The sequence below is a fragment of the Helicobacter sp. genome, from assembly GCF_014799995.1.
GTDB lineage: Bacteria > Campylobacterota > Campylobacteria > Campylobacterales > Helicobacteraceae > Helicobacter_D.
In genome coordinates, this window is record NZ_JAAVGY010000043.1 from 1 (window position 1) to 17,883 (window position 17,883).

The 17,883-nt window shown below is 37.2% G+C and carries 20 protein-coding genes; 6 read left to right on the plus strand and 14 right to left on the minus strand.

The features are described from left to right. The first annotated feature begins 295 nt into the window (after nucleotides 1-295). The 4 genes from HDT10_RS06605 to trmA are packed head-to-tail and all read left to right on the plus strand — an operon-like array spanning nucleotide 296 to nucleotide 3,891. Complete coding sequence (locus HDT10_RS06605) at nucleotides 296-1,060, plus strand: MotA/TolQ/ExbB proton channel family protein (protein ID WP_290881411.1); 765 nt, start codon at nucleotides 296-298, stop codon at nucleotides 1,058-1,060. A gap of 10 nt (nucleotides 1,061-1,070) precedes the next feature. Next, nucleotides 1,071-2,009, plus strand: a complete 939-nt coding sequence (locus tag HDT10_RS06610) for an OmpA family protein (protein ID WP_290881413.1) — start codon at nucleotides 1,071-1,073, stop codon at nucleotides 2,007-2,009. Next, the gene (fliP, locus tag HDT10_RS06615; RefSeq protein ID WP_290881416.1) at nucleotides 2,009-2,761 is read left to right on the plus strand and encodes a flagellar type III secretion system pore protein FliP; all 753 of its coding nucleotides are present in this window, start codon (nucleotides 2,009-2,011) and stop codon (nucleotides 2,759-2,761) included. The genes HDT10_RS06610 and fliP overlap by 1 nt, the downstream gene beginning before the upstream one ends. Nucleotides 2,762-2,763: 2 nt before the next feature. Then, a complete protein-coding gene (gene trmA / locus HDT10_RS06620; RefSeq protein WP_290881419.1) occupies nucleotides 2,764-3,891 on the plus strand; it encodes a tRNA (uridine(54)-C5)-methyltransferase TrmA in 1,128 nt (375 codons plus the stop codon). A gap of 39 nt (nucleotides 3,892-3,930) precedes the next feature. Here trmA and HDT10_RS06625 read toward each other — a convergent pair whose 3' ends face one another. From HDT10_RS06625 to HDT10_RS06635, 3 genes are read right to left on the minus strand one after another with little or no spacing between them, the layout of a single operon-like run. Beyond that, nucleotides 3,931-4,395 (minus strand): tRNA (cytidine(34)-2'-O)-methyltransferase, encoded by a 465-nt coding sequence (locus HDT10_RS06625; RefSeq protein ID WP_290881421.1) that lies wholly within the window; start codon nucleotides 4,393-4,395, stop codon nucleotides 3,931-3,933. Between the two features lie 3 nt (nucleotides 4,396-4,398). After that, entirely contained in the window at nucleotides 4,399-4,884 is a 486-nt protein-coding gene (locus HDT10_RS06630) for a hypothetical protein (protein ID WP_290881423.1), read from the minus strand. Between the two features lie 35 nt (nucleotides 4,885-4,919). Further along, entirely contained in the window at nucleotides 4,920-5,399 is a 480-nt protein-coding gene (locus HDT10_RS06635) for an acyl-CoA thioesterase (protein ID WP_290881424.1), read from the minus strand. A 187-nt stretch (nucleotides 5,400-5,586) separates the two neighbouring features. Between HDT10_RS06635 and HDT10_RS06640 the strand changes: the two genes are divergently transcribed. After that, a complete protein-coding gene (locus tag HDT10_RS06640; protein WP_290881427.1) occupies nucleotides 5,587-6,726 on the plus strand; it encodes a UDP-N-acetylglucosamine--N-acetylmuramyl-(pentapeptide) pyrophosphoryl-undecaprenol N-acetylglucosamine transferase in 1,140 nt (379 codons plus the stop codon). Here HDT10_RS06640 and HDT10_RS06645 read toward each other — a convergent pair. The 8 genes from HDT10_RS06645 to HDT10_RS06680 all read right to left on the minus strand — a co-directional run bounded on the left by HDT10_RS06645 (nucleotide 6,713) and on the right by HDT10_RS06680 (nucleotide 14,221). Further along, on the minus strand, nucleotides 6,713-7,927 hold the full coding sequence (locus tag HDT10_RS06645; RefSeq protein WP_290881430.1) for an HD domain-containing protein: 1,215 nt from the start codon (nucleotides 7,925-7,927) through the stop codon (nucleotides 6,713-6,715). The two genes, HDT10_RS06640 and HDT10_RS06645, sit on opposite strands and share 14 nt — an antisense overlap. 57 nt (nucleotides 7,928-7,984) lie before the next feature. Beyond that, complete coding sequence (gene mnmE, locus HDT10_RS06650) at nucleotides 7,985-9,373, minus strand: tRNA uridine-5-carboxymethylaminomethyl(34) synthesis GTPase MnmE (RefSeq protein ID WP_290881432.1); 1,389 nt, start codon at nucleotides 9,371-9,373, stop codon at nucleotides 7,985-7,987. An 11-nt stretch (nucleotides 9,374-9,384) separates the two neighbouring features. Then, nucleotides 9,385-10,275 carry a Jag N-terminal domain-containing protein gene (locus HDT10_RS06655; protein WP_290881435.1) on the minus strand — a complete coding sequence of 297 codons (891 nt, stop codon included), beginning with the start codon at nucleotides 10,273-10,275 and terminating at the stop codon, nucleotides 9,385-9,387. Nucleotide 10,276: 1 nt separating this feature from the next. Continuing rightward, nucleotides 10,277-11,872: a membrane protein insertase YidC gene (gene yidC / locus HDT10_RS06660; RefSeq protein WP_290881438.1), complete on the minus strand. Its 1,596-nt coding sequence runs from the start codon at nucleotides 11,870-11,872 to the stop codon at nucleotides 10,277-10,279. Continuing rightward, nucleotides 11,865-12,248, minus strand: a complete 384-nt coding sequence (gene yidD, locus HDT10_RS06665) for a membrane protein insertion efficiency factor YidD (protein ID WP_290881440.1) — start codon at nucleotides 12,246-12,248, stop codon at nucleotides 11,865-11,867. Before yidD ends, yidC begins: the two co-directional genes overlap by 8 nt. After that, entirely contained in the window at nucleotides 12,242-12,577 is a 336-nt protein-coding gene (gene rnpA / locus HDT10_RS06670) for a ribonuclease P protein component (RefSeq protein WP_290881442.1), read from the minus strand. Before rnpA ends, yidD begins: the two co-directional genes overlap by 7 nt. Nucleotides 12,578-12,597: 20 nt before the next feature. Next, complete coding sequence (gene rpmH, locus HDT10_RS06675; protein WP_005020743.1) at nucleotides 12,598-12,732, minus strand: 50S ribosomal protein L34; 135 nt, start codon at nucleotides 12,730-12,732, stop codon at nucleotides 12,598-12,600. Between the two features lie 70 nt (nucleotides 12,733-12,802). Then, nucleotides 12,803-14,221, minus strand: a complete 1,419-nt coding sequence (locus tag HDT10_RS06680) for an acetyl-CoA carboxylase subunit A (protein WP_290881458.1) — start codon at nucleotides 14,219-14,221, stop codon at nucleotides 12,803-12,805. Nucleotides 14,222-14,366: 145 nt separating this feature from the next. Here HDT10_RS06680 and HDT10_RS06685 point away from each other — a divergent pair, with 145 nt between their 5' ends. Further along, complete coding sequence (locus HDT10_RS06685; RefSeq protein WP_290881460.1) at nucleotides 14,367-15,140, plus strand: undecaprenyl-diphosphate phosphatase; 774 nt, start codon at nucleotides 14,367-14,369, stop codon at nucleotides 15,138-15,140. A 13-nt stretch (nucleotides 15,141-15,153) separates the two neighbouring features. On the opposite strand, the gene HDT10_RS06690 is transcribed toward HDT10_RS06685, so the two are convergent. The 3 genes from HDT10_RS06690 to HDT10_RS06700 are packed head-to-tail and all read right to left on the minus strand — an operon-like array spanning nucleotide 15,154 to nucleotide 17,827. Beyond that, complete coding sequence (locus HDT10_RS06690) at nucleotides 15,154-15,690, minus strand: phosphatidylglycerophosphatase A (RefSeq protein WP_290881462.1); 537 nt, start codon at nucleotides 15,688-15,690, stop codon at nucleotides 15,154-15,156. A 26-nt stretch (nucleotides 15,691-15,716) separates the two neighbouring features. Next, a complete protein-coding gene (locus tag HDT10_RS06695; protein WP_290881465.1) occupies nucleotides 15,717-16,607 on the minus strand; it encodes a response regulator in 891 nt (296 codons plus the stop codon). After that, nucleotides 16,607-17,827 (minus strand): bifunctional 2-C-methyl-D-erythritol 4-phosphate cytidylyltransferase/2-C-methyl-D-erythritol 2,4-cyclodiphosphate synthase, encoded by a 1,221-nt coding sequence (locus HDT10_RS06700; RefSeq protein WP_290881468.1) that lies wholly within the window; start codon nucleotides 17,825-17,827, stop codon nucleotides 16,607-16,609. The genes HDT10_RS06695 and HDT10_RS06700 overlap by 1 nt, the downstream gene beginning before the upstream one ends. Nucleotides 17,828-17,883: the final 56 nt, after the last annotated feature.

Genomic DNA, 17,883 nt, shown 5'->3' on the forward strand with positions numbered 1-17,883 from the left:
AAAAACAAATTAAAATCTTGGGCTGTAAAATTTGTAAATGTGAAAGTATTAATTTCATTCCCATACTTTAACTTTGCACTTGTTCGTCTATCACTAATTAGATTCAAAACATATCCTTTGATAAAGCTATCATAACCAAAATCAATCAAATACATTTGAAACCCTTTTTTGTGATAAATTTTTTAAAGATAATTTAAACAAATTTTAACACAATAAAGTTTAAAATTTATGTTTTGGAATCAAAATTATGTTTTAGGGTTAAATTTCTATCTACTCTTTATAAGGAAGTGTGCGTATGGATTTAGGGTCAGTTGCAGGAATTTCATTGTCGCTAATATTATTAGGCACAGCGATGGCACTTGGTGTAGGGATTATGCCATATTTTGACGTTCCCTCTATTTTGATTACTGTGGGGGGTTCTATCACGAGTTTGCTTATTGCTTACAAAATGGAAAGTATGAAAAAGTTTTTCACTTACTTTATGATTGCTTTCAAACCTCAAACTTTTGATGTCCCGGGACTTATTAAAAAACTCGTAGATTACTCTACACAAGCAAGACGCGATGGGATTCTCTCTTTGGAACAACAGTCTAACCAAGAAGAAAACGAATTTCTAAAACGTGGGCTCAATATGGCGATTGATGGCGCAGAACCTGATAGCATTCGTGATTTACTAGAAACAGATATGGATAGAACTTTAGAAAGACATAAAGACAATGCGGGTATCTTTGATACTTGGGCGGCTTTTGCTGGTTCGTATGGAATGCTAGGGACTTTGATTGGTTTGGTTGCGATGCTCTTGAATATGTCCGACCCTGCCTCTATTGGACCTGCGATGGCGGTTGCCTTGCTGACTACTTTCTATGGTTCATTCGTTGGAAATGTTGTAGGTTCGCCCATTGCCAATATTTTAAAAGTGCGTGCCGCAGATGAGGCATTAGTCAAACTTCTTATTATAGAGGGGATTATGTCTATCCAAGCGGGAGATAACCCGCGTGCGCTTGAAGCAAAATTGCTCACATTCTTACCACCAAATCAACGCGTAAGCCAATTTGAATAAAGATTTGTAAATGGCAAATCGTTGTCCGCCCTGTGATTGCCCTCAAGTTCTGCCGCTTTGGCTTGGAACTTATGGCGATATGGTTACTTTGATTCTAACTTTCTTTATTCTGATTCTCTCAATGGTAACTTTTGATGCAAAAAAACTCACCGAAGCCGAAGGAAGTATGAAAGGCTCAATGTCGTTGCTTAGCGGGGGAATCAAAATAGAGCCAGACAATACGAGAATCCAACAACAAGCTGATATGACAACCGAACCCGAGAGTGCAGACGAAGTAAAACAAATCGAAAGCGAAATCCTAGATTTCAAAGAAAACATTCGCGTTTCTTTGGGACCATCTAATATCGTTGATGATGGGAGCGAGGGCTTTATCTTGCGTTTTAGTGGAAAGCTGCTTTTTGGACAAGGCGAAACAACACTTGAAGGTGAAGAGGAAATTTTATTTCTGAAGCGACTTGCATTAATCCTGCAAAAAATGCCTCCCAATCTACACGCCGATGTGATTGGCTATACTGATAATTCCCCCATAGTACCTACTGCAAAATATAAAGATGACATGGGCTTGAGTGCGCTTAGGGCTTTGAATGTCTCTAAGATTTTAATAGAAAATAAAGTCAATCCCAAAAAACTCACTTCTCTTGGCAATGGAGCAAGTCGCTTTGTCCTTCCAAATACAAGCGAAGAGAATCGCGCGAGCAATCGGCGCGTGGAATTTAGATTTTATCCTGATGATAGACTTCTGCATAAAACACAAAATATTTTAGATAGAACGATTCAACAAAACTATCTCAACCAGCAAGAAAACCAAGAAAATAATATAGAATCACCAACTCAAGAACCAAACAGGCAAAATGACACAATACAAAACCCTATGCAAACATCGCAAAATAAATCCAATCCCCAGCATAACACAATGGATTCTTTTGTGTATCTAGCAAGAGAATTTTAATGGCGCGATTCCTATTTATTTTGCTTTTTAGCGCACTCTCGCTTTGGGCAGCACCTCCGCCCTTACCTCAAAGCCCCACGATTCCAACGGTAGACCTTACTCTAAGCGCACCGACAGAGCCGGGAGACTTGGTTGCGACACTCAATATTGTCGTCATTCTAACGCTTCTTGTTTTAGCACCTTCTTTGATTTTAATGGCGACAAGTTTCGCTAGAATCCTAGTCGTCCTCGCATTTTTGCGCACCGCAATGGGAACACAACAATCCCCCCCCACACAACTTTTAGTTTCCTTTGCCTTGATTTTGACAATTTTCATTATGGAGCCCGTAGCCAAAGACGCCTACAATCAAGGCATAGAACCCTACATTGCCAAAGAAATCCCCTATGATGAAGCATTTTTACGCGCTTCTCAACCCTTTAAGGACTTTATGATTCGCAACACACGTCCGAAAGACTTGGCATTATTCTATCGTATTCGCAATATTGAAAATCCCCAAAGTGCGCAAGATGTCCCCCTAAGTATCGCCTTGCCCGCATTTATCATTAGCGAAATGAAAACTGCATTTCAAATTGGATTCCTGCTCTATCTGCCTTTCTTGGTGATTGATATGGTGATTAGTTCTATTCTAATGGCAATGGGAATGATGATGCTACCTCCTACAATGATTTCATTGCCCTTTAAAATCCTAGTTTTTATTTTGGTAGATGGCTTTAATTTACTCACGATGAATTTAGTACAAAGCTTTCGGTAGCAATGACTTGTAAATATTTTGGGAAATGTGGCGGCTGCACAGGAGAGAGTTTAGAATCCAAAATCACACAAACAAGCCAACTGCTTGGAATAAAGGATTTTGAAGTCTTTAGCATTGAGGATTTAGGATTTAGGGCACGTGCAGAGCTTGGAATCTATCATTTAGAAGACAAAATACATTTTGCTATGCGCTCTTTAGGAGGTACTACAAAAAGCCAAAAAACAAGCTTTGTTTGTATAGAAAATTGTCAAAATCTAGTTTTAGAGATTCAAAGAACACTGCCTATTCTATGCAATCTTTTAAATCGCGTGGAATTTACAGAGCTAAAAGAACATCTCTTTAGTTTAGAGATTCTCTCAACACAAACCCATTCCCTCTTATTGAGCCTCATTTATCACAAAAAATTAGAAAAGTCTTGGGAGCAGCTAGCGGAAACTCTGCGCCAAGAATTGCAACTTGCTTTGAATCTTGAAATTCATCTGATTGGACGCTCCAAAGGTATTAAACTTATCGTAGGCAAAGATTATTTGACGCAATCCCTAACGATTCTTGGCAAAACCTATCTTTATCGCTACTTTGAGGGGACTTTCACACAACCCAATCCGCAAATCAATGCACAAATGATTACTTGGATTTTGCACCATTTAAGCGATTCTCACTCTCAAGATTTACTAGAAATGTATTGCGGTTGTGGAAACTTTACGATTCCTCTTGCACAAAAATTTCGCCAAGTACTTGCGACTGAAATTTCTAAAACCTCTATCAAAGCCGCACAATTTGCCGCACAAGCTAATCAAGCAACCAATATCCATTTTATCCGCTTAAGCGGAACAGAATGTATAGAGGCTCTCAATCGTGTGAGAGAATTTCAACGTTTAAGAGAGATTGATTTGGATTCTTTTTGTTTTGGTGCGGTATTGATTGACCCACCACGCGCAGGTTTAGGGGTGGAAGTCTGTCGATTCCTACAACGATTCCCAACCATTATCTACATTTCTTGCAATCCTATCAGCCTAAAGCAAGATTTAGAGATTCTAACACAAACACACAAGATTTTGCATACCGCCTTTTTTGACCAATTTCCCCATACCAAACATTTAGAATCGGGAATGATTTTGCAACTCAAATAATCATAGCACAACGAGTAAGATTTCTAGTAATAAATCAGACTACAAATTGCTTAAATCTCTTTGGCGGATTCCCTCATAAAGCACAATCCCAACACTTGTCGCGAGATTCAAACTACGTGCATTATTCTTCATTGGAATCGTATAACACGATTCTTGATTGGCTTTTAATATCTCTTCGCTAAGCCCGGCATCTTCGCGTCCAAAGTGCAAGTATGCCCCATATTGCAATGGAGCTTGATAATAAGGAGAAATGGCTTTGGTTGTCAGAAAGAAATGCGGAATCTGCAACAATGGAGAATCCCAAAATGCGTGCAAACTCTCCCATTCATAGACTTCCAAATCTTTCCAATAGTCCATACCTGCGCGCTTCAACTCTTTTTGAGAAAGATGAAAGCCAAGCGGGTGAATCAAATGCAACACCGAATCACTTGCAAAACAAAGTCTGCCAATATTTCCTGTATTCTGTGGGATACGAGGCTCGTGTAACACAATATGGAATCGCAATCCTCACCCCTCAATATTTAAAGGAAAAGGTGTAGCGGGATTATCGGGTATAGATTCTGTCTCTTGAATAGAGTCTTTGGAATCTTTTTTTGATTGTACTTTCTCCTTTGGTTTTTGAATCTCTTGATGTTTAGGAGATTGGGAGGGCTGCGCTAGAGAGTCTTTTTTATTGATTTTGGATTCTTTTTTGTGATACATTCTGCCTATTTTGGATTCTTGAGCAGGCTCTTTTGGATTCCCTTGATTGGAATCTTGAACTTTTTGACAAAGCAGGCTGTTTGTTTGAGAGTCTTGTAGAAACTGCACCTTAGAATAAATAGCTTCCCCTCTTATTAGGGCTTTGAAAATTAACGCAAGCGCATTGGCATTAGCCTTGCAAAACTTACCCAAATGATATTTCATAATATTTGTACGTATTGCGTTGATTTCTTCGGTTTTTTGTTCGTTTGATTCTTGATGTATGCTGATTATTGAATCTTCTTTAGCCACTGCATAATTTCTCCAAAAAGAGAAATTATAACATATTAAGAGCGTTTATTGGCAAGTTCTATACGCGCTTTTTTGCGATTGAGTGCCTTTTCAAAACGTCTTTTCTCTGCTTCTGTTTTTGGCTCTAGTGGTGGTGCTGGGACAGGCTTACCATTTTCATCTACACACACCATTGTGAAATAAGCACTATTCGTGTGCATTACGGTGCGCTTATGAATGTCCTCTGCAATCACTTTGATTCCAACTTCAAGTGAAGTTTTACCTGTATAATTCACGGAAGCCAAAAAAGTTACAAGACTTCCCACTTCAATAGGATATTTAAAGGTTACTCTATCCACTGACAGAGTTACAACATATTTCCCACAATAACGAGAGGCACAAGCGTACGCAACTTGGTCAAGGAGTTTTAGCAAATCTCCCCCATGCACCCTACCCTTAAAGTTTGCTACTGCTGGAGTCATCAACACAGACATTGTAAGCGACTTAATATCAAACACATTTTCCATATTATCCATAACATTCTCCTAAAATTAATCCTGCTTATCTTAGCATTTTTTTGCAATATTTCAATAAAAAGTATCAAAAAAGTTTAACTTTTTAAAAACTCTTATGATTTTGGATTCATTTTATTCCACTATACCCTAAAAGTGTGAAGCTATGTTACAATTTGGATAAAATTTCAAAAACTTTATAGGATTCAAGATGAAAGTAGTGATTACCGGAGGCGGTACAGGAGGACACCTAAGCGTAGCAAAAGCCTTTTTAGAAGAGTTCCACAAACAAGGTTTTGAATGCCTTTTCATCGGCTCTGTTAATGGTCAAGACAAAGCATATTTTGAACAAGAATCTCGTTTCAAACAAAAATTTTTCTTAGAAACTTCTGGTGTTGTCAATAAAAAAGGCTTGGGCAAATTACAATCCTTATGGAAGCAAGCCAAAGCACTCAAACAAGCAATGAGAATCCTAAAAGAACAAGACAAAGTAGATTTTGTCTTATCTGTGGGTGGTTACTCTGCCGCGCCTACTGCTTTTGGGGCAGTGCTGCTTAGGATTCCGCTCTTTATCCACGAACAAAATGCGCAAATCGGGAGACTCAATAAGATTCTCAAACCCTATGCAAAAATATTTTTTTCCTCTTATTTGCCATCCTCGCCCCTCAAATTTTATCCTGTAAGTCAAGTATTTTTTGCTCAAGCAAGGGTGCGTCAAAAAATAGAAAATTTGCTTTTTATGGGAGGCTCACAAGGTGCTAGAGCCATTAATAATTTCGCTCTAGCCTTAGCAGAAGACATTAAACAAAGAAAATTGCACATTTATCACCAATGTGGCAAAACAGACTTTATGCGCGTGCTTGAAGAATATCTAAAACTCAATCTAAAAATAGGAATTCTGAAAGAAAGTGTAGAATCTCTAAACGAGGTGGAATCTAAAAATTTACAAATTGGCACATTGGAGGAATTAGAAAATGTAGATGTTGTGCTCTTTGGCTTTAGCACACAAATGCCAAAGATTCTAAAGCAGTGCGATTTTGCGATTTGTCGTGCGGGGGCTAGCTCCTTGTGGGAATTATGCGCCAATGGCTTACCCGCACTCTTCGTGCCCTATCCTTATGCGGCAGGAAATCACCAATACTATAATGCGAAGTTTTTAGAAGAAAAAGGACTTGGATTTTTATGTTTGGAGCAAGACTTGTTTTGTGAAGTTTTATGGGATAGCTTGAAACTCTTAGAAGAGAGAATCTCGCAAATAAGTCAAGATTTGCAAAAAGAATGTTCAATGCAAGCCGTTAGGCAAATGAGTGATTGTATTGTTGCTAGCCTCAAAGGAATCAAGAATCTTTAAATTCTCTAAACAAATAACCCAAATCAATGCCTTTAAGGGATTTATCGTTATAACGATACTCTAAGTTTCTCGCACCCTCTAATAACTCCTTACTTTTAATCCCGTGTTCAATGGAAATCTTTGCCTCCAAAAACGCACTCAAATGGTCGCAATATTTTAAAAATTCTCCAAAAATTGGTTGCTTGGGCGATTCCGCTTCTATCTCTGCTAAAAACCCCTCTCCCTTATGAGAGCTAAAGATTACTTTTCCCTCTTTTTTATAACGATTACTAAATTCACTTTGCGTATAATAAACAATTTCCTGCGCAATGGAATCTGGAACGATATTTAAAATCTTCTCTCTCACTGCCTCTTCTTCAATTTGTTTGATAAACGCGTCTAAACCCTCTACATTTTTCTTGATTGGAGAAATAATATCACGCGTTAAGATTTCTGGCAAATCGTGAAATAATCCGCAAAGAAAATGTTGGATTTGCATTTCTTTAGAAAACCCCAAATCATAACCCAAAAGATAGGCACAAAGTGCCACGACAAGAGTATGTCCAAGCACGGAAGTGCAAGGCACGCGCGGCGTCTGACTCCAACGTTTTTGGAATCTCAACTGCCCAAACATATCCACAATCTCACGGAGTTCCTCATACATAATTTGTCGCATACCTGCTAGGGGATAATATTCATGTACTTGTTTATCCAAAGCCTTTTTGATATTTTGGACATCATACATTGTGGGATTAAAATGATAGATAATATCAAATTCCCATTTGGAAGCATAATAATGCGAAGCCTTTAGAATCTCTTTTTCAAGATTATCTACCTTTCCATAAAGATATTCTCGCATAGGCTCTAAAAAACCAAACCCTTCTAAATCCTCTTCTAATTGCGCACAAACAAAATCCACAAGGGCTTTATTATGCTGCTTGACTAACTTGTGAAAAACCGGCGGTTTAATATCTGTTAAGATAATGCGCTCAAAAAACTCATAGCAAAACTGCAAAATTAATCGCTCAAAATTAATTTCCTGCTTGTTTTCTAAGATTTCAAAATGCGCAAGCAAGTAGGCAATCACAATTTTATGCGCTTGCTTATCAAGCTCTAAAAACTCAACCGGAGTTGCTTGGTCATTCCAACGGCGAATATTTGCCGCCACAAATATTTTATGCAAAAGTTCAAATCCTAATTTCGGCTTTTTAAGATGTTCCATAATCTATTCCCCTTTGATTTTTTCAATTATACCAAAGTTTATAGAATCCAAACTCTCTCACTTGCCCAAACAAAAATCTCCGAACATTACATCTAGCATTTGAGAATATTCATAAGGCTTGGTAATAGAAGCAATGGCTTTTAATGCCTCATTTAAATGAAAGCTAAAAATCTCTAATTCCGCATTTTGCAAAGGCAAAAGAGATTCCTCTAAAGCCTTGATACAAGTTTGCACGGCTTGAAACTGATATTCTGAAGTCAAAAGCAAAGATTGCGATTCCTCTTTGGAATCCAATAAAGATTGGAGATGTCCTTTGAAATGTTCTAGCAAGGAATCTTTGGCATACAAATCACCTTTCAAACAAAGTTTCAAAGGACTAAACTCTCGCAAAACCTCCTCATCAATCTTGCATTCCAAATCTGCTTTATTTATCAAAACAAAAATCTTTTTGCTTGCTTGATGGGTTTTTAATAATTCTATCATCTCAAAATCTTCCCGCGTCAAAGGAGAAGAACCATCAAATAAGGCGATTAATAAATCACTTTCCTCTGCTTTCTCCAAACTTCTTTTAATCCCTTCAGATTCTACTATATCTTTGGTTTGATGAATTCCAGCAGTATCAATCAGACGCAGCAAGTGCCCCCCTAACATAAAGTTTTCCTCAATACTATCACGCGTAGTGCCTGCTATCTCACTCACAATTGCGCGATTATGGTGCAAAAGAGCATTCAAAAGAGAGCTTTTCCCAACATTAGGCTTGCCAATAATACACAACCGATAACCCTCAAACAAAGTGCGCTTTGCTCGGGATTGTTCTAAAAGAGTATGCAAGGTTTTTAGGATAGCATTTAGTTTATTTTCTAAGCCCTCTAATAAATCATTGGGCAATTCTTCTTCCGCATAATCTATGAAAACTTCACTATGTGCCAACAAAGTAATCAAATCTGTACGTAAATTTTCACAAAAACCCTGCATTTCTCCTTTTAAATGGCGCATTAGCATTTGGTGGGCTTGGGCACTTTGAGATTCTATAAGCTTCGCAACTGCTTGTGCTTGAGACAAATCAATGCGTCCGCCCAAAAATGCGCGTTTTGTAAATTCTCCGGGATTCGCCAAACGCGCGCCATAATGCAAACATTCTTGCAGAATGCTCTGTGCGATAAAGTTTCCTCCGTGGCATTGAAACTCTATGACATCTTGTGTCGTATAACTATGGGGTGCTTTGAAATAAAGCAAAATACATTCGTCAAGCAAGTCATTATTGCTAAAATAAATTTTAGTCAGTTTTGCATAACGCGCAGGCAAAGAAAGCATAAGATTTTCTGGTGTCGTTTTGGCAAGTTTTGCAGCAATCTTTAGGGAATCCTTACCACTTAAACGCAAGACATTCAATGAAGACTTGCCATAAGTCGTAGCAGGTGCGATAATCGTATCATCATTTAGCATATAAAATGCTTTTAGGAGTGGTGAAAATCGTTAATAATAATATAACGTTCTCCCTCGCTATTTATGCGAAAAGAAACATATTTATCGGGAAATTGTTCGCGAAGCTGCTTGAGCGCAATATGCGCTAACACGCCATCAAGGGGCTTTGTTTGAGCTTTTCCAAAAGTTTTGATATTTTCAATCGTAGGAAGCAAATAATTTGCAATCATTTCCTCTTGATTACGCAAAAATTCTGCAATCTCAAGGCGAATCATCAAACCATAAGCGTGATTAACCCAATTAAAAATCAAATACGAAATGGCTTTATAACGATAGCCCTCTTTGCCAATCAATAAAGCGGAATCCTCGCCGTCAATTTTGATATAAAGTGTATTCTCATCGTAAGGTTCAACAAAAATTTCACTCAATCGGTAGGGCATTAATTCCAACAATGCTTTTAATTCCCTTTGCACTTCCTGCGCAACAACCTGCAAATCCATTGGCTCTTTGTGTTTATTATCCCTATAATTAGGAATCTTGCTAGCAAATTGCAAGCTAGAATCCCTTGAAGCCTCTTTAAAGGCTTCTTGGGGATTTTCTCTGACTTCTGACGAATATTTGAAAGCTGCCTTTGGGGATTCTATACTTGCCGAAGAAAGTTCATCGTCTTTTCTATCTTGGAAATGCTCTTGATGGATTGCATCAAAAGACATTTTAGAATCTTTGAATTTGGAATCATTGAGGGGTTTTTGGAATGAAGCCTTTGGCTGCGCACAGATAATTGCAGACTTCTTACCAATCCCCAAAAAACCTTTAGAGGGATTTTGAATAATCTCATACTCTAAATCCACTACGGAACATTCAAAAGTATTAGACGCGATAATCAATGCGTTTTCTAAAGTTTCTGCTTCTATCTTTTTCATCTTAGTCATCTTTATGTTTATGTTCAGCGATTTCTCTAGCTTTTCTACGCTCTAATGCTTTATTAATGAGCAATTGCTGAAGAATGGAGAAAATATTATTGACAAACCAATACAATACAAGCCCTGACGGAAAAGTTACAAAGAAAATTGTAAAAATTAAAGGTAGGAATTTAAAGATTTTTTCTTGCATTGGGTCGCTAAAAGCCGTAGGAGTTAAATGCTGCTGAAGATACATTGTGCCGCCCATTAAAATGGGTAAAATAAAATAAGGATCCATTACAGAGAGGTCTTTAATCCAAAGTAACCAACCCGCTCCTTTTAATTCAATCGCATTAAACAAAACACGATAAATCGCAAAAAATACCGGCATTTGTAGCAATAGAGGCAAACAACCTCCCATTGGATTCGCACCGTGCTTTTTATAAAGTTCCATCATATGAGCTTGAAGCTTTTGAGGTTCGCCTTTATATTTTTGTTGCAATTCTTTCATTTTTGGTGCAATCTCTTTTAGTTTTTGCATTGACACCATTCCCTTGTAAGTCAAAGGATAAAGCACCACCCTTACAATGAGTGTAAGCAAAATAATTGCCCAACCCCAATTTCCACACAAATTATGAAGCATATCAAGCAATAAGAAAAGTGGTTTGGCAAAAAAAGTAATGATTCCATATTCTACTACATCGGTTAAATTTGGATTGATAGATTCAAGCAAACGATAATCTTTTGGACCGATATAACCCTCTAGTTTCAGTTCCCCATTGGCACTAATAAAAGGCATTGGATTTTCGCTTGGATTGCTCAAAATTGTCGCATTAAGATGATTCGTCTTGCTAAAAAACAAAGTGGTGTAATAGCGGTCTGCTGCTGCAACAATACTCGCATTAGCATAATTGCTTTGCCCTTGCGCATCGCCATCTTCTATTGTTGTAATGGTATTATCCGATTCTTTGATAATCACGCCTTTGAACACATAGGAATCGTTCTCCACGCTTGGGCGCATACCCGGAGATACAAAATAAACATAATTTTGCGGAATATTAATTTCTGCCTCATAATATCCATTAGGATAAAAGGTCAGCACTTTTTCCACTTTTACTTCACCCAATTCTTGAGTTAGGGTAATGGTTCGTGGTTTATCTTTTATCTCCAAAGAGTGAGAATCCGCACTATAAGGAGTGCTAAATGCTTGTTGATTTAACAAAGAATCCGAAAAACGAATTTCTAAAATTTTCGGATTATTAGGATTTGCCACATCCTCTGGAAAAAGTGCTAATGGGATAGAATCTTTTTGATATTTTTCCTCTTTTAAAACAACTTCTGCGATTCTCCCTAATCGGTCAATCTTGTAAATAAAGCCTTCGGATTCTATGGTGGCAATCACTGCACTGCTTTGAGCTGACGTTGCAGCAGTCTCTTGCGCCATCATATTGGATTCTATCTTAACGTTTTGCATTTCTCTTGTCGTTGCTTGCGTTGCATTATTTTCATTTATTTGGGGTTTATAGAAATAACTATAAGGGACAAAAAAAGCAAGGGCTAGAAGCACAGCAATCAAAATTCTAGTTTGAGAGCTTAGATTATCAATTTTATCAAACACGGGAAACCTTTGAATAATTTTTTATCACATAAAACTTTTGAACTTGTAAATCTTCAAAAACACCATTGGGAACATTTTTAGGGCTATATTTTTGGGTTTTATGGGGAACTAACCAATACTTAACAGAATCAAGATTACCAAAATGCGGTCGGATTTTTAAAGAGACTTGAAGATAGGCGATGCCACCTTTAAAAAATTGATTACAAGAAAGAATCCGCAACAATGTCTTCCAAATAGCTATGCAAGGATTCTGAAACAAAAAGACTTGTTGAGAATATTCAGAACAGCTTGGATAATAACGACAAGTCCTACCCAAACTTGGAGAGATAAAATATTGATAGAAAGAAATCGTTTGAATACAAAATCGTTTTAACATTCTTGAGCTACCAAATTAAGACGCATTAAAGCATATTGATAATTCTCTTGCAAAGTTCTATATTCTACCTTTTCTAAACCAACTTTTGCTAGCAAAATCATATCCCCATTTTTTAAACTTGACATAGACTCTCTATAAATGCTTCTCAATCGGCGTTTGATAAGATTCCTACACACGGCATTGCCTATTTTTTTGGACACCGAAAATCCAACCCGCTTTACTGCTTTATGTGGATTCTCTTTAAAAAACAAAATAAAGTGAGAGTGATGCCATTTTTTCTGGCTCTTATAAACACTATCAAAATCTTTTTTCGTGTTTAAAGTTACCAAAATTACAATCCTAAAAACACTTAAACAGCGAGTCTCTTTCTACCTTTGGCGCGTCTTGCATTGATGACTTTACGACCATTTTTAGTTTGCATTCTAACTCTAAAACCATGCGTGCGCTTGCGTGGAGTATTATGTGGTTGGTATGTTCTTTTCATTACTAAACCTTAAATTTAAAATAAACGCAAATTCTAATGCAATTTTACTTAAAACTAGATTTATTTAGTCTCACTCCAAAGCACTTGCGAGCGCAACCGCAATGGCTGCAACTAAATCGCTATCGTCTTTGCTCTCTTGTGGTAATAAATCCTGCACTTTTTGCTCCAAATAAGAAGTATCAAAGTTTCCACGTCTAAAGTCTTTATCATTGCATATATTCATAAGAAAAGGAATCGTAGTTTTGACTCCACGAATCTTAAACTCATTTAAAGCGCGTTTTAGTTTATTCACTGCCAAATCATAACTCGTTGCACGTACAATCAACTTGGCTATCATAGAATCATAAAATGGCGGAATCGTAAAATCCTTATAAATATAGCTATCTACCCGTACAAAAGGTCCTAATGCCGGATAATAAGAAGTGATTGTACCCGGATTGGGAACAAAGTCATTATGCACATCTTCTGCATTAATGCGCGCCTCAATCGCAAACCCTTGTGCAGAAACATCACTTTGTGTAATGTCTAAAATCTCACCATTTGCGATTCTAATCTGACGCCCAATCAAATCATACCCTGTAATCTCTTCTGTTACTCCGTGTTCTACCTGAATCCGCGTATTCATTTCCATAAAATAAAAATTATTGTAGTCATCTACTAGAAATTCTACCGTCCCGGCATTGGTATATTTTGCAGCTTTTGCCGCTGCGACTGCTACACTTCCCATACGGCGGCGCAAATCCATACCCATTGTAGGACAAGGGGCTATTTCTATTAATTTTTGGTGTCTTCTTTGAATAGAGCAATCTCGCTCTAGCAGATGAATCACATTGCCATAATTATCGCTTAAGATTTGAAATTCAATATGTCGTGGATTTTGAATGTATTTCTCCATAAACACATCTTCATTTTTAAAAAATGTCAATGCTTCTCTTTTACAAGCCTCAAAAGAAGCCTCCAAGTCTTGCTCTTCCCACACAACACGAATTCCACGCCCTCCCCCTCCGCTGCTTGCTTTTAAAATAATAGGATAACCGATTTTACGCGCAATTTTTTGAATCTCATACAAACTCAAATCATTAAGGGGTTCAGTCCCCGGTACAACAGGGATTCCATTTTCTATCATCAAATTTCTTGCGGCATTTTTATCGCCCATCTTGGCAATCACCTCATAATCTGGTCCAATCCATACAATGCCTGCTTCCTTAACTTTTTTGGCAAAAGCCGCATTTTCACTCAAGAATCCATAACCGGGGTGGATTGCCTCCGCCTCCATTTCTTTGGCGGCTTGGATAATCAAATCTGGGTCTAAATAGCCTTTAAGTGGGTCTTCACTAATAGGATAGGTATGGGTAGCCATTTTGACATGCATACTATCTCTATCGGCACGAGAATAAATCGCCACAGATTCTATATTCAAATCATTACAAGCACGAATAATACGAACGGCAATTTCGCCACGATTTGCAATCAAAATTCTTTTAAACATAAAAACTCCCAAAAGAAATTTCACACATTTTATAATTTTATTTTTGATTTATTGTTGAAGTTTGCCGAATATTTGGCAAAATTTTATCAAATATGCTAAAATTCGCGCATTTTTACACATTTCAAGCTATTTCTTAAGGTGATTTATGGATTTACTCAATGCCGCAATTTTAGGAATCGTTGAGGGATTAACGGAATTTTTACCTATTTCCTCCACAGGACATTTAATTCTCGCTTCTGAATTACTTGGGATTCCACAAGACACCTTTCATAAGACTTTTGAAGTTGTGATTCAACTCGGTTCTATCTTGGCAGTTCTTTTTGTCTTTTGGGAAAAATTATTCAAAAACAGCTTTGACTTATGGATAAAATTATGTATAGGATTCTTGCCTGCTGGCACTTTTGGATTTTTATTTTATTCCTATATTAAGGCACTCTTTGCACCCATAACCGTTGCAATTATGTTAATTGCTGGCGGCATTGCGTTTATTGTTTTAGAAATTTCCCATAAAGAAAAGGGATCTCTTATCCAAAAGATAGAAAAGATTTCATACAAACAAGCACTTTGGATTGGTTTTTTTCAGGCTTTGGCAATGATTCCGGGAACTTCACGAAGTGGTGCAACAATCATAGGAGGCTTGTTACTAGGTTGTAGTCGCAAAGTTGCTACGGAGTTTTCTTTCTTGCTCGCCTTGCCCGCTATGGTTGCCGCAAGTGCTTATAGCCTCTATAAAAGCTACGAATCTATCTCTCTTGAAAATTTATTTGCGCTTGGGATTGGCTTTATCTTGGCGTTTTTGAGTGCTCTTTTAGCCATTAAGTTGTTTTTAAATTTTATTGCACGTTTTAATTTTATCCCCTTTGGAATCTACCGAATCATTTTAGGCGTGATTTTTCTCTTTTATTTAGGGATTCTTTAGCCGTTATCTCTCTTTACTTGAATGCTTCCTCGTAGAAAATAAAATCTAAAAACTCTATCTCTTGCATTATTCCAATGATAATAAGCCCCAAAAGCCCAGCAAAAAATCCTGCTAACAAATCATCGCCCATCACTCCCCACCCACCTTTAACTTCTCTATCGATTCTGCCAATCACGGAGGGTTTCCAAATATCAAATAACCTAAAAAGCACAAAAGATAGCAATAGCCCTAACCAGTGATGTCCAAGCATTGATACACTAATCCACACACCCGCAAGCTCATCAATCACAATTGCTCCACAATCGTGTGGCATTCCCTCTTTTTCATAATCATTGATAATCTTAACCGCAACCACAGAAATAAGCAAGGCTAGAAGCAATAAAGTGCTAGAAGCAATATAATAACTAATCGCCCACGCAAAAGGTAGAGCAACTAATGTGCCAAAAGTCCCTGAAGCCTTTGGGCTTAACCCGCTAAAGAATAATGTCAAAAAAGCTTTTTTGCTAAAATCTTTGGAATCGCTAAAGGTAGTAAAAAATTGAGATTTCATCAAGAATCCTACGCTAATTGGGCAAATTATTTTTTCTTTGTGATTCCATATTTTTTTCGTTTTTCCCATAAGCTTTTGCGCGACATACCTAGACGTTTGCTAAGCTCCGTATCGGGATATTTGTCTTCAAACTTCAGAATCATTGTTTTAATATATTCATCTACACTCAAAACATCGTCTTGAAATCCTTGCGCAATTTCTTTGATATTGATTTCAAAAACATTTTTAAAATCACTCAAGTCTCCACCCAAGCAGGATAAAATCACAGGAATATTTTTAAATGCTTTGATACATTCTTCTTTTTCTTCTTTGCGCAATGTTTCAAAACCTACAATATAAGTTAATTGTGTCTTAGAAATATTCTTAAATATGTCTTTATAATTGTGATTCTTATAAAGAGAAATGAAATTAATGGCAAATTTTTTATGAATCGCATAATTCACGACACACATATCAATGACTTTCTGCGATACACTTTTGATAATAAGAGGAAAAGAAACTTTTGTGCTAATGGTATAAGTTGGCAACAATAAAGAATCGCAAAAATAATCTCTATAAAATGCCACTTCTTTTTGCAATTGACGAAAAGCCGTATAATGCTCTATCTTACGGACTAATTCATCAATCATAAAAGGTTTGACGATATAATCACTCACGCCGGCTTTGAGCGGACGCGTTACCATTTCATCATTCACATAAGGTATCATTAAAATGACAATGGAATCCTTAAACTTTTCAATCAATGAATAAAAGTTTTGACCCGGAATACTAGCGGAGAGCAGAATAATATCCGCAACTTCAAACTTCAAAGCTTCTTCAATGTTGGGTGTCATCTCACAAACAAATCCAAAATGACTAAGCTTTGAAACAATGCTTTGCGCTAAATAAATTTCATTTTCTACGATTAAAATTTTCATTACATTTCCCCCTTAAAGTTGAATAAATTTTCCCAATTAAAATACTCTAAAACCACACTTGCTTGCACTAAGACTCCCTCCCCTCTACCAATAAAACCTAATTTCTCTGTGGTGGTGGCTTTGACATTTACCTTAAATGGATTGATTTGCAAAATCTCTGCAATCTTGCGTTCCATTGCGCTTTTATAAGGAGAGATTTTAGGCTTTTGGGCAAAAATTGTTACATCTGCTTGCAGGATATTGTAGCCTACATCACGTACGAAATTAACAATAATACGCAACAAATCAGCGGAATCTGCCCCTTGATAAATTGGATTATCATCGGGAAACCACTCGCCAATATCCCCAAAGCAAATTGCCCCTAAAAGCGCATCACTTAGTGCGTGCAAACACACATCACCATCACTATGGGCAATGAATTGAAACTCACAAGGAATCACAACGCCACCTAGTATAATCCCCTCACCTCTTTTTAGAGCGTGAATATCACTTCCATTGCCAATAAGTGTGCGTGGGCTTGGCTTGGATAGCTGCATTTCTTTTATATCTTCTATGAAAGTTAGCTTTTTTGCCTCTAATGCTCCTTGAACAAAGCCAATGCTTCCACCATTTGCATAAATTGCACTACTCTCATCGGTAAAGTTTTGCTCTTTTAGCGCAGATTTCAATGCACTTAGCTTGCTTAATTGTGGCGTTTGGATAATCTTTAAATTTTCTCGCTTCAAATATTCTAGCTTTGAATCCCTAGAATAGGCAATCGTATCACTAAGTTGCAAACAAGGAACAACACAATCATAATTCCCTATTTCGTCTAGGATTCTTTGACTTAAATCCTTTGGAATATTGCAACGCGCAATATCATTTACCAAGACATACTCCACAGAATCCTCAAGGGCTTCAAGGGCATTTTTCAGTGATTCTTGGCGCGTAGAGCCTCCACTCACCAATTCAAAATCTAATGAAAATGCTTCCAAATATTTTTGCATATATTTTTTTTCATTTGATTTTGCACTCAAAATACATTGCACAAAAGGATAAATTCTGCGCAAATCCAATGCAACTTTTAACCAGAGTGGAATCTCTCCTATACGCAACCATTGTTTTTTGGGTAATCTAGGGAGTTTAGCTTGTGCAGTTTCATTGGATAAAAGATTGGACGCTGACGCTTGAAATCGGCTACTATCGCCCGCGCTCAACAAAATCAATGCAATCTTTGGCAAACAAATTCCTTAACTTTAAAATTTTGGAATTATACATTTTGAAAGTTTTAGAATCC

Coding starts and splice junctions, on each gene's coding strand:
- HDT10_RS06605 (WP_290881411.1), top strand. CDS start 296: ATGGATTTAGGGTCAGTTGCAGGAATTTCATTGTCGCTAATATTATTA.
- HDT10_RS06610 (WP_290881413.1), top strand. CDS start 1,071: ATGGCAAATCGTTGTCCGCCCTGTGATTGCCCTCAAGTTCTGCCGCTT.
- fliP (WP_290881416.1), top strand. CDS start 2,009: ATGGCGCGATTCCTATTTATTTTGCTTTTTAGCGCACTCTCGCTTTGG.
- trmA (WP_290881419.1), top strand. CDS start 2,764: ATGACTTGTAAATATTTTGGGAAATGTGGCGGCTGCACAGGAGAGAGT.
- HDT10_RS06635 (WP_290881424.1), bottom strand. CDS start 5,399: ATGGATAATATGGAAAATGTGTTTGATATTAAGTCGCTTACAATGTCT.
- HDT10_RS06640 (WP_290881427.1), top strand. CDS start 5,587: ATGAAAGTAGTGATTACCGGAGGCGGTACAGGAGGACACCTAAGCGTA.
- HDT10_RS06645 (WP_290881430.1), bottom strand. CDS start 7,927: ATGGAACATCTTAAAAAGCCGAAATTAGGATTTGAACTTTTGCATAAA.
- mnmE (WP_290881432.1), bottom strand. CDS start 9,373: ATGCTAAATGATGATACGATTATCGCACCTGCTACGACTTATGGCAAG.
- HDT10_RS06655 (WP_290881435.1), bottom strand. CDS start 10,275: ATGAAAAAGATAGAAGCAGAAACTTTAGAAAACGCATTGATTATCGCG.
- yidD (WP_290881440.1), bottom strand. CDS start 12,248: ATGTTAAAACGATTTTGTATTCAAACGATTTCTTTCTATCAATATTTT.
- rpmH (WP_005020743.1), bottom strand. CDS start 12,732: ATGAAAAGAACATACCAACCACATAATACTCCACGCAAGCGCACGCAT.
- HDT10_RS06680 (WP_290881458.1), bottom strand. CDS start 14,221: ATGTTTAAAAGAATTTTGATTGCAAATCGTGGCGAAATTGCCGTTCGT.
- HDT10_RS06685 (WP_290881460.1), top strand. CDS start 14,367: ATGGATTTACTCAATGCCGCAATTTTAGGAATCGTTGAGGGATTAACG.
- HDT10_RS06690 (WP_290881462.1), bottom strand. CDS start 15,690: ATGAAATCTCAATTTTTTACTACCTTTAGCGATTCCAAAGATTTTAGC.
- HDT10_RS06695 (WP_290881465.1), bottom strand. CDS start 16,607: ATGAAAATTTTAATCGTAGAAAATGAAATTTATTTAGCGCAAAGCATT.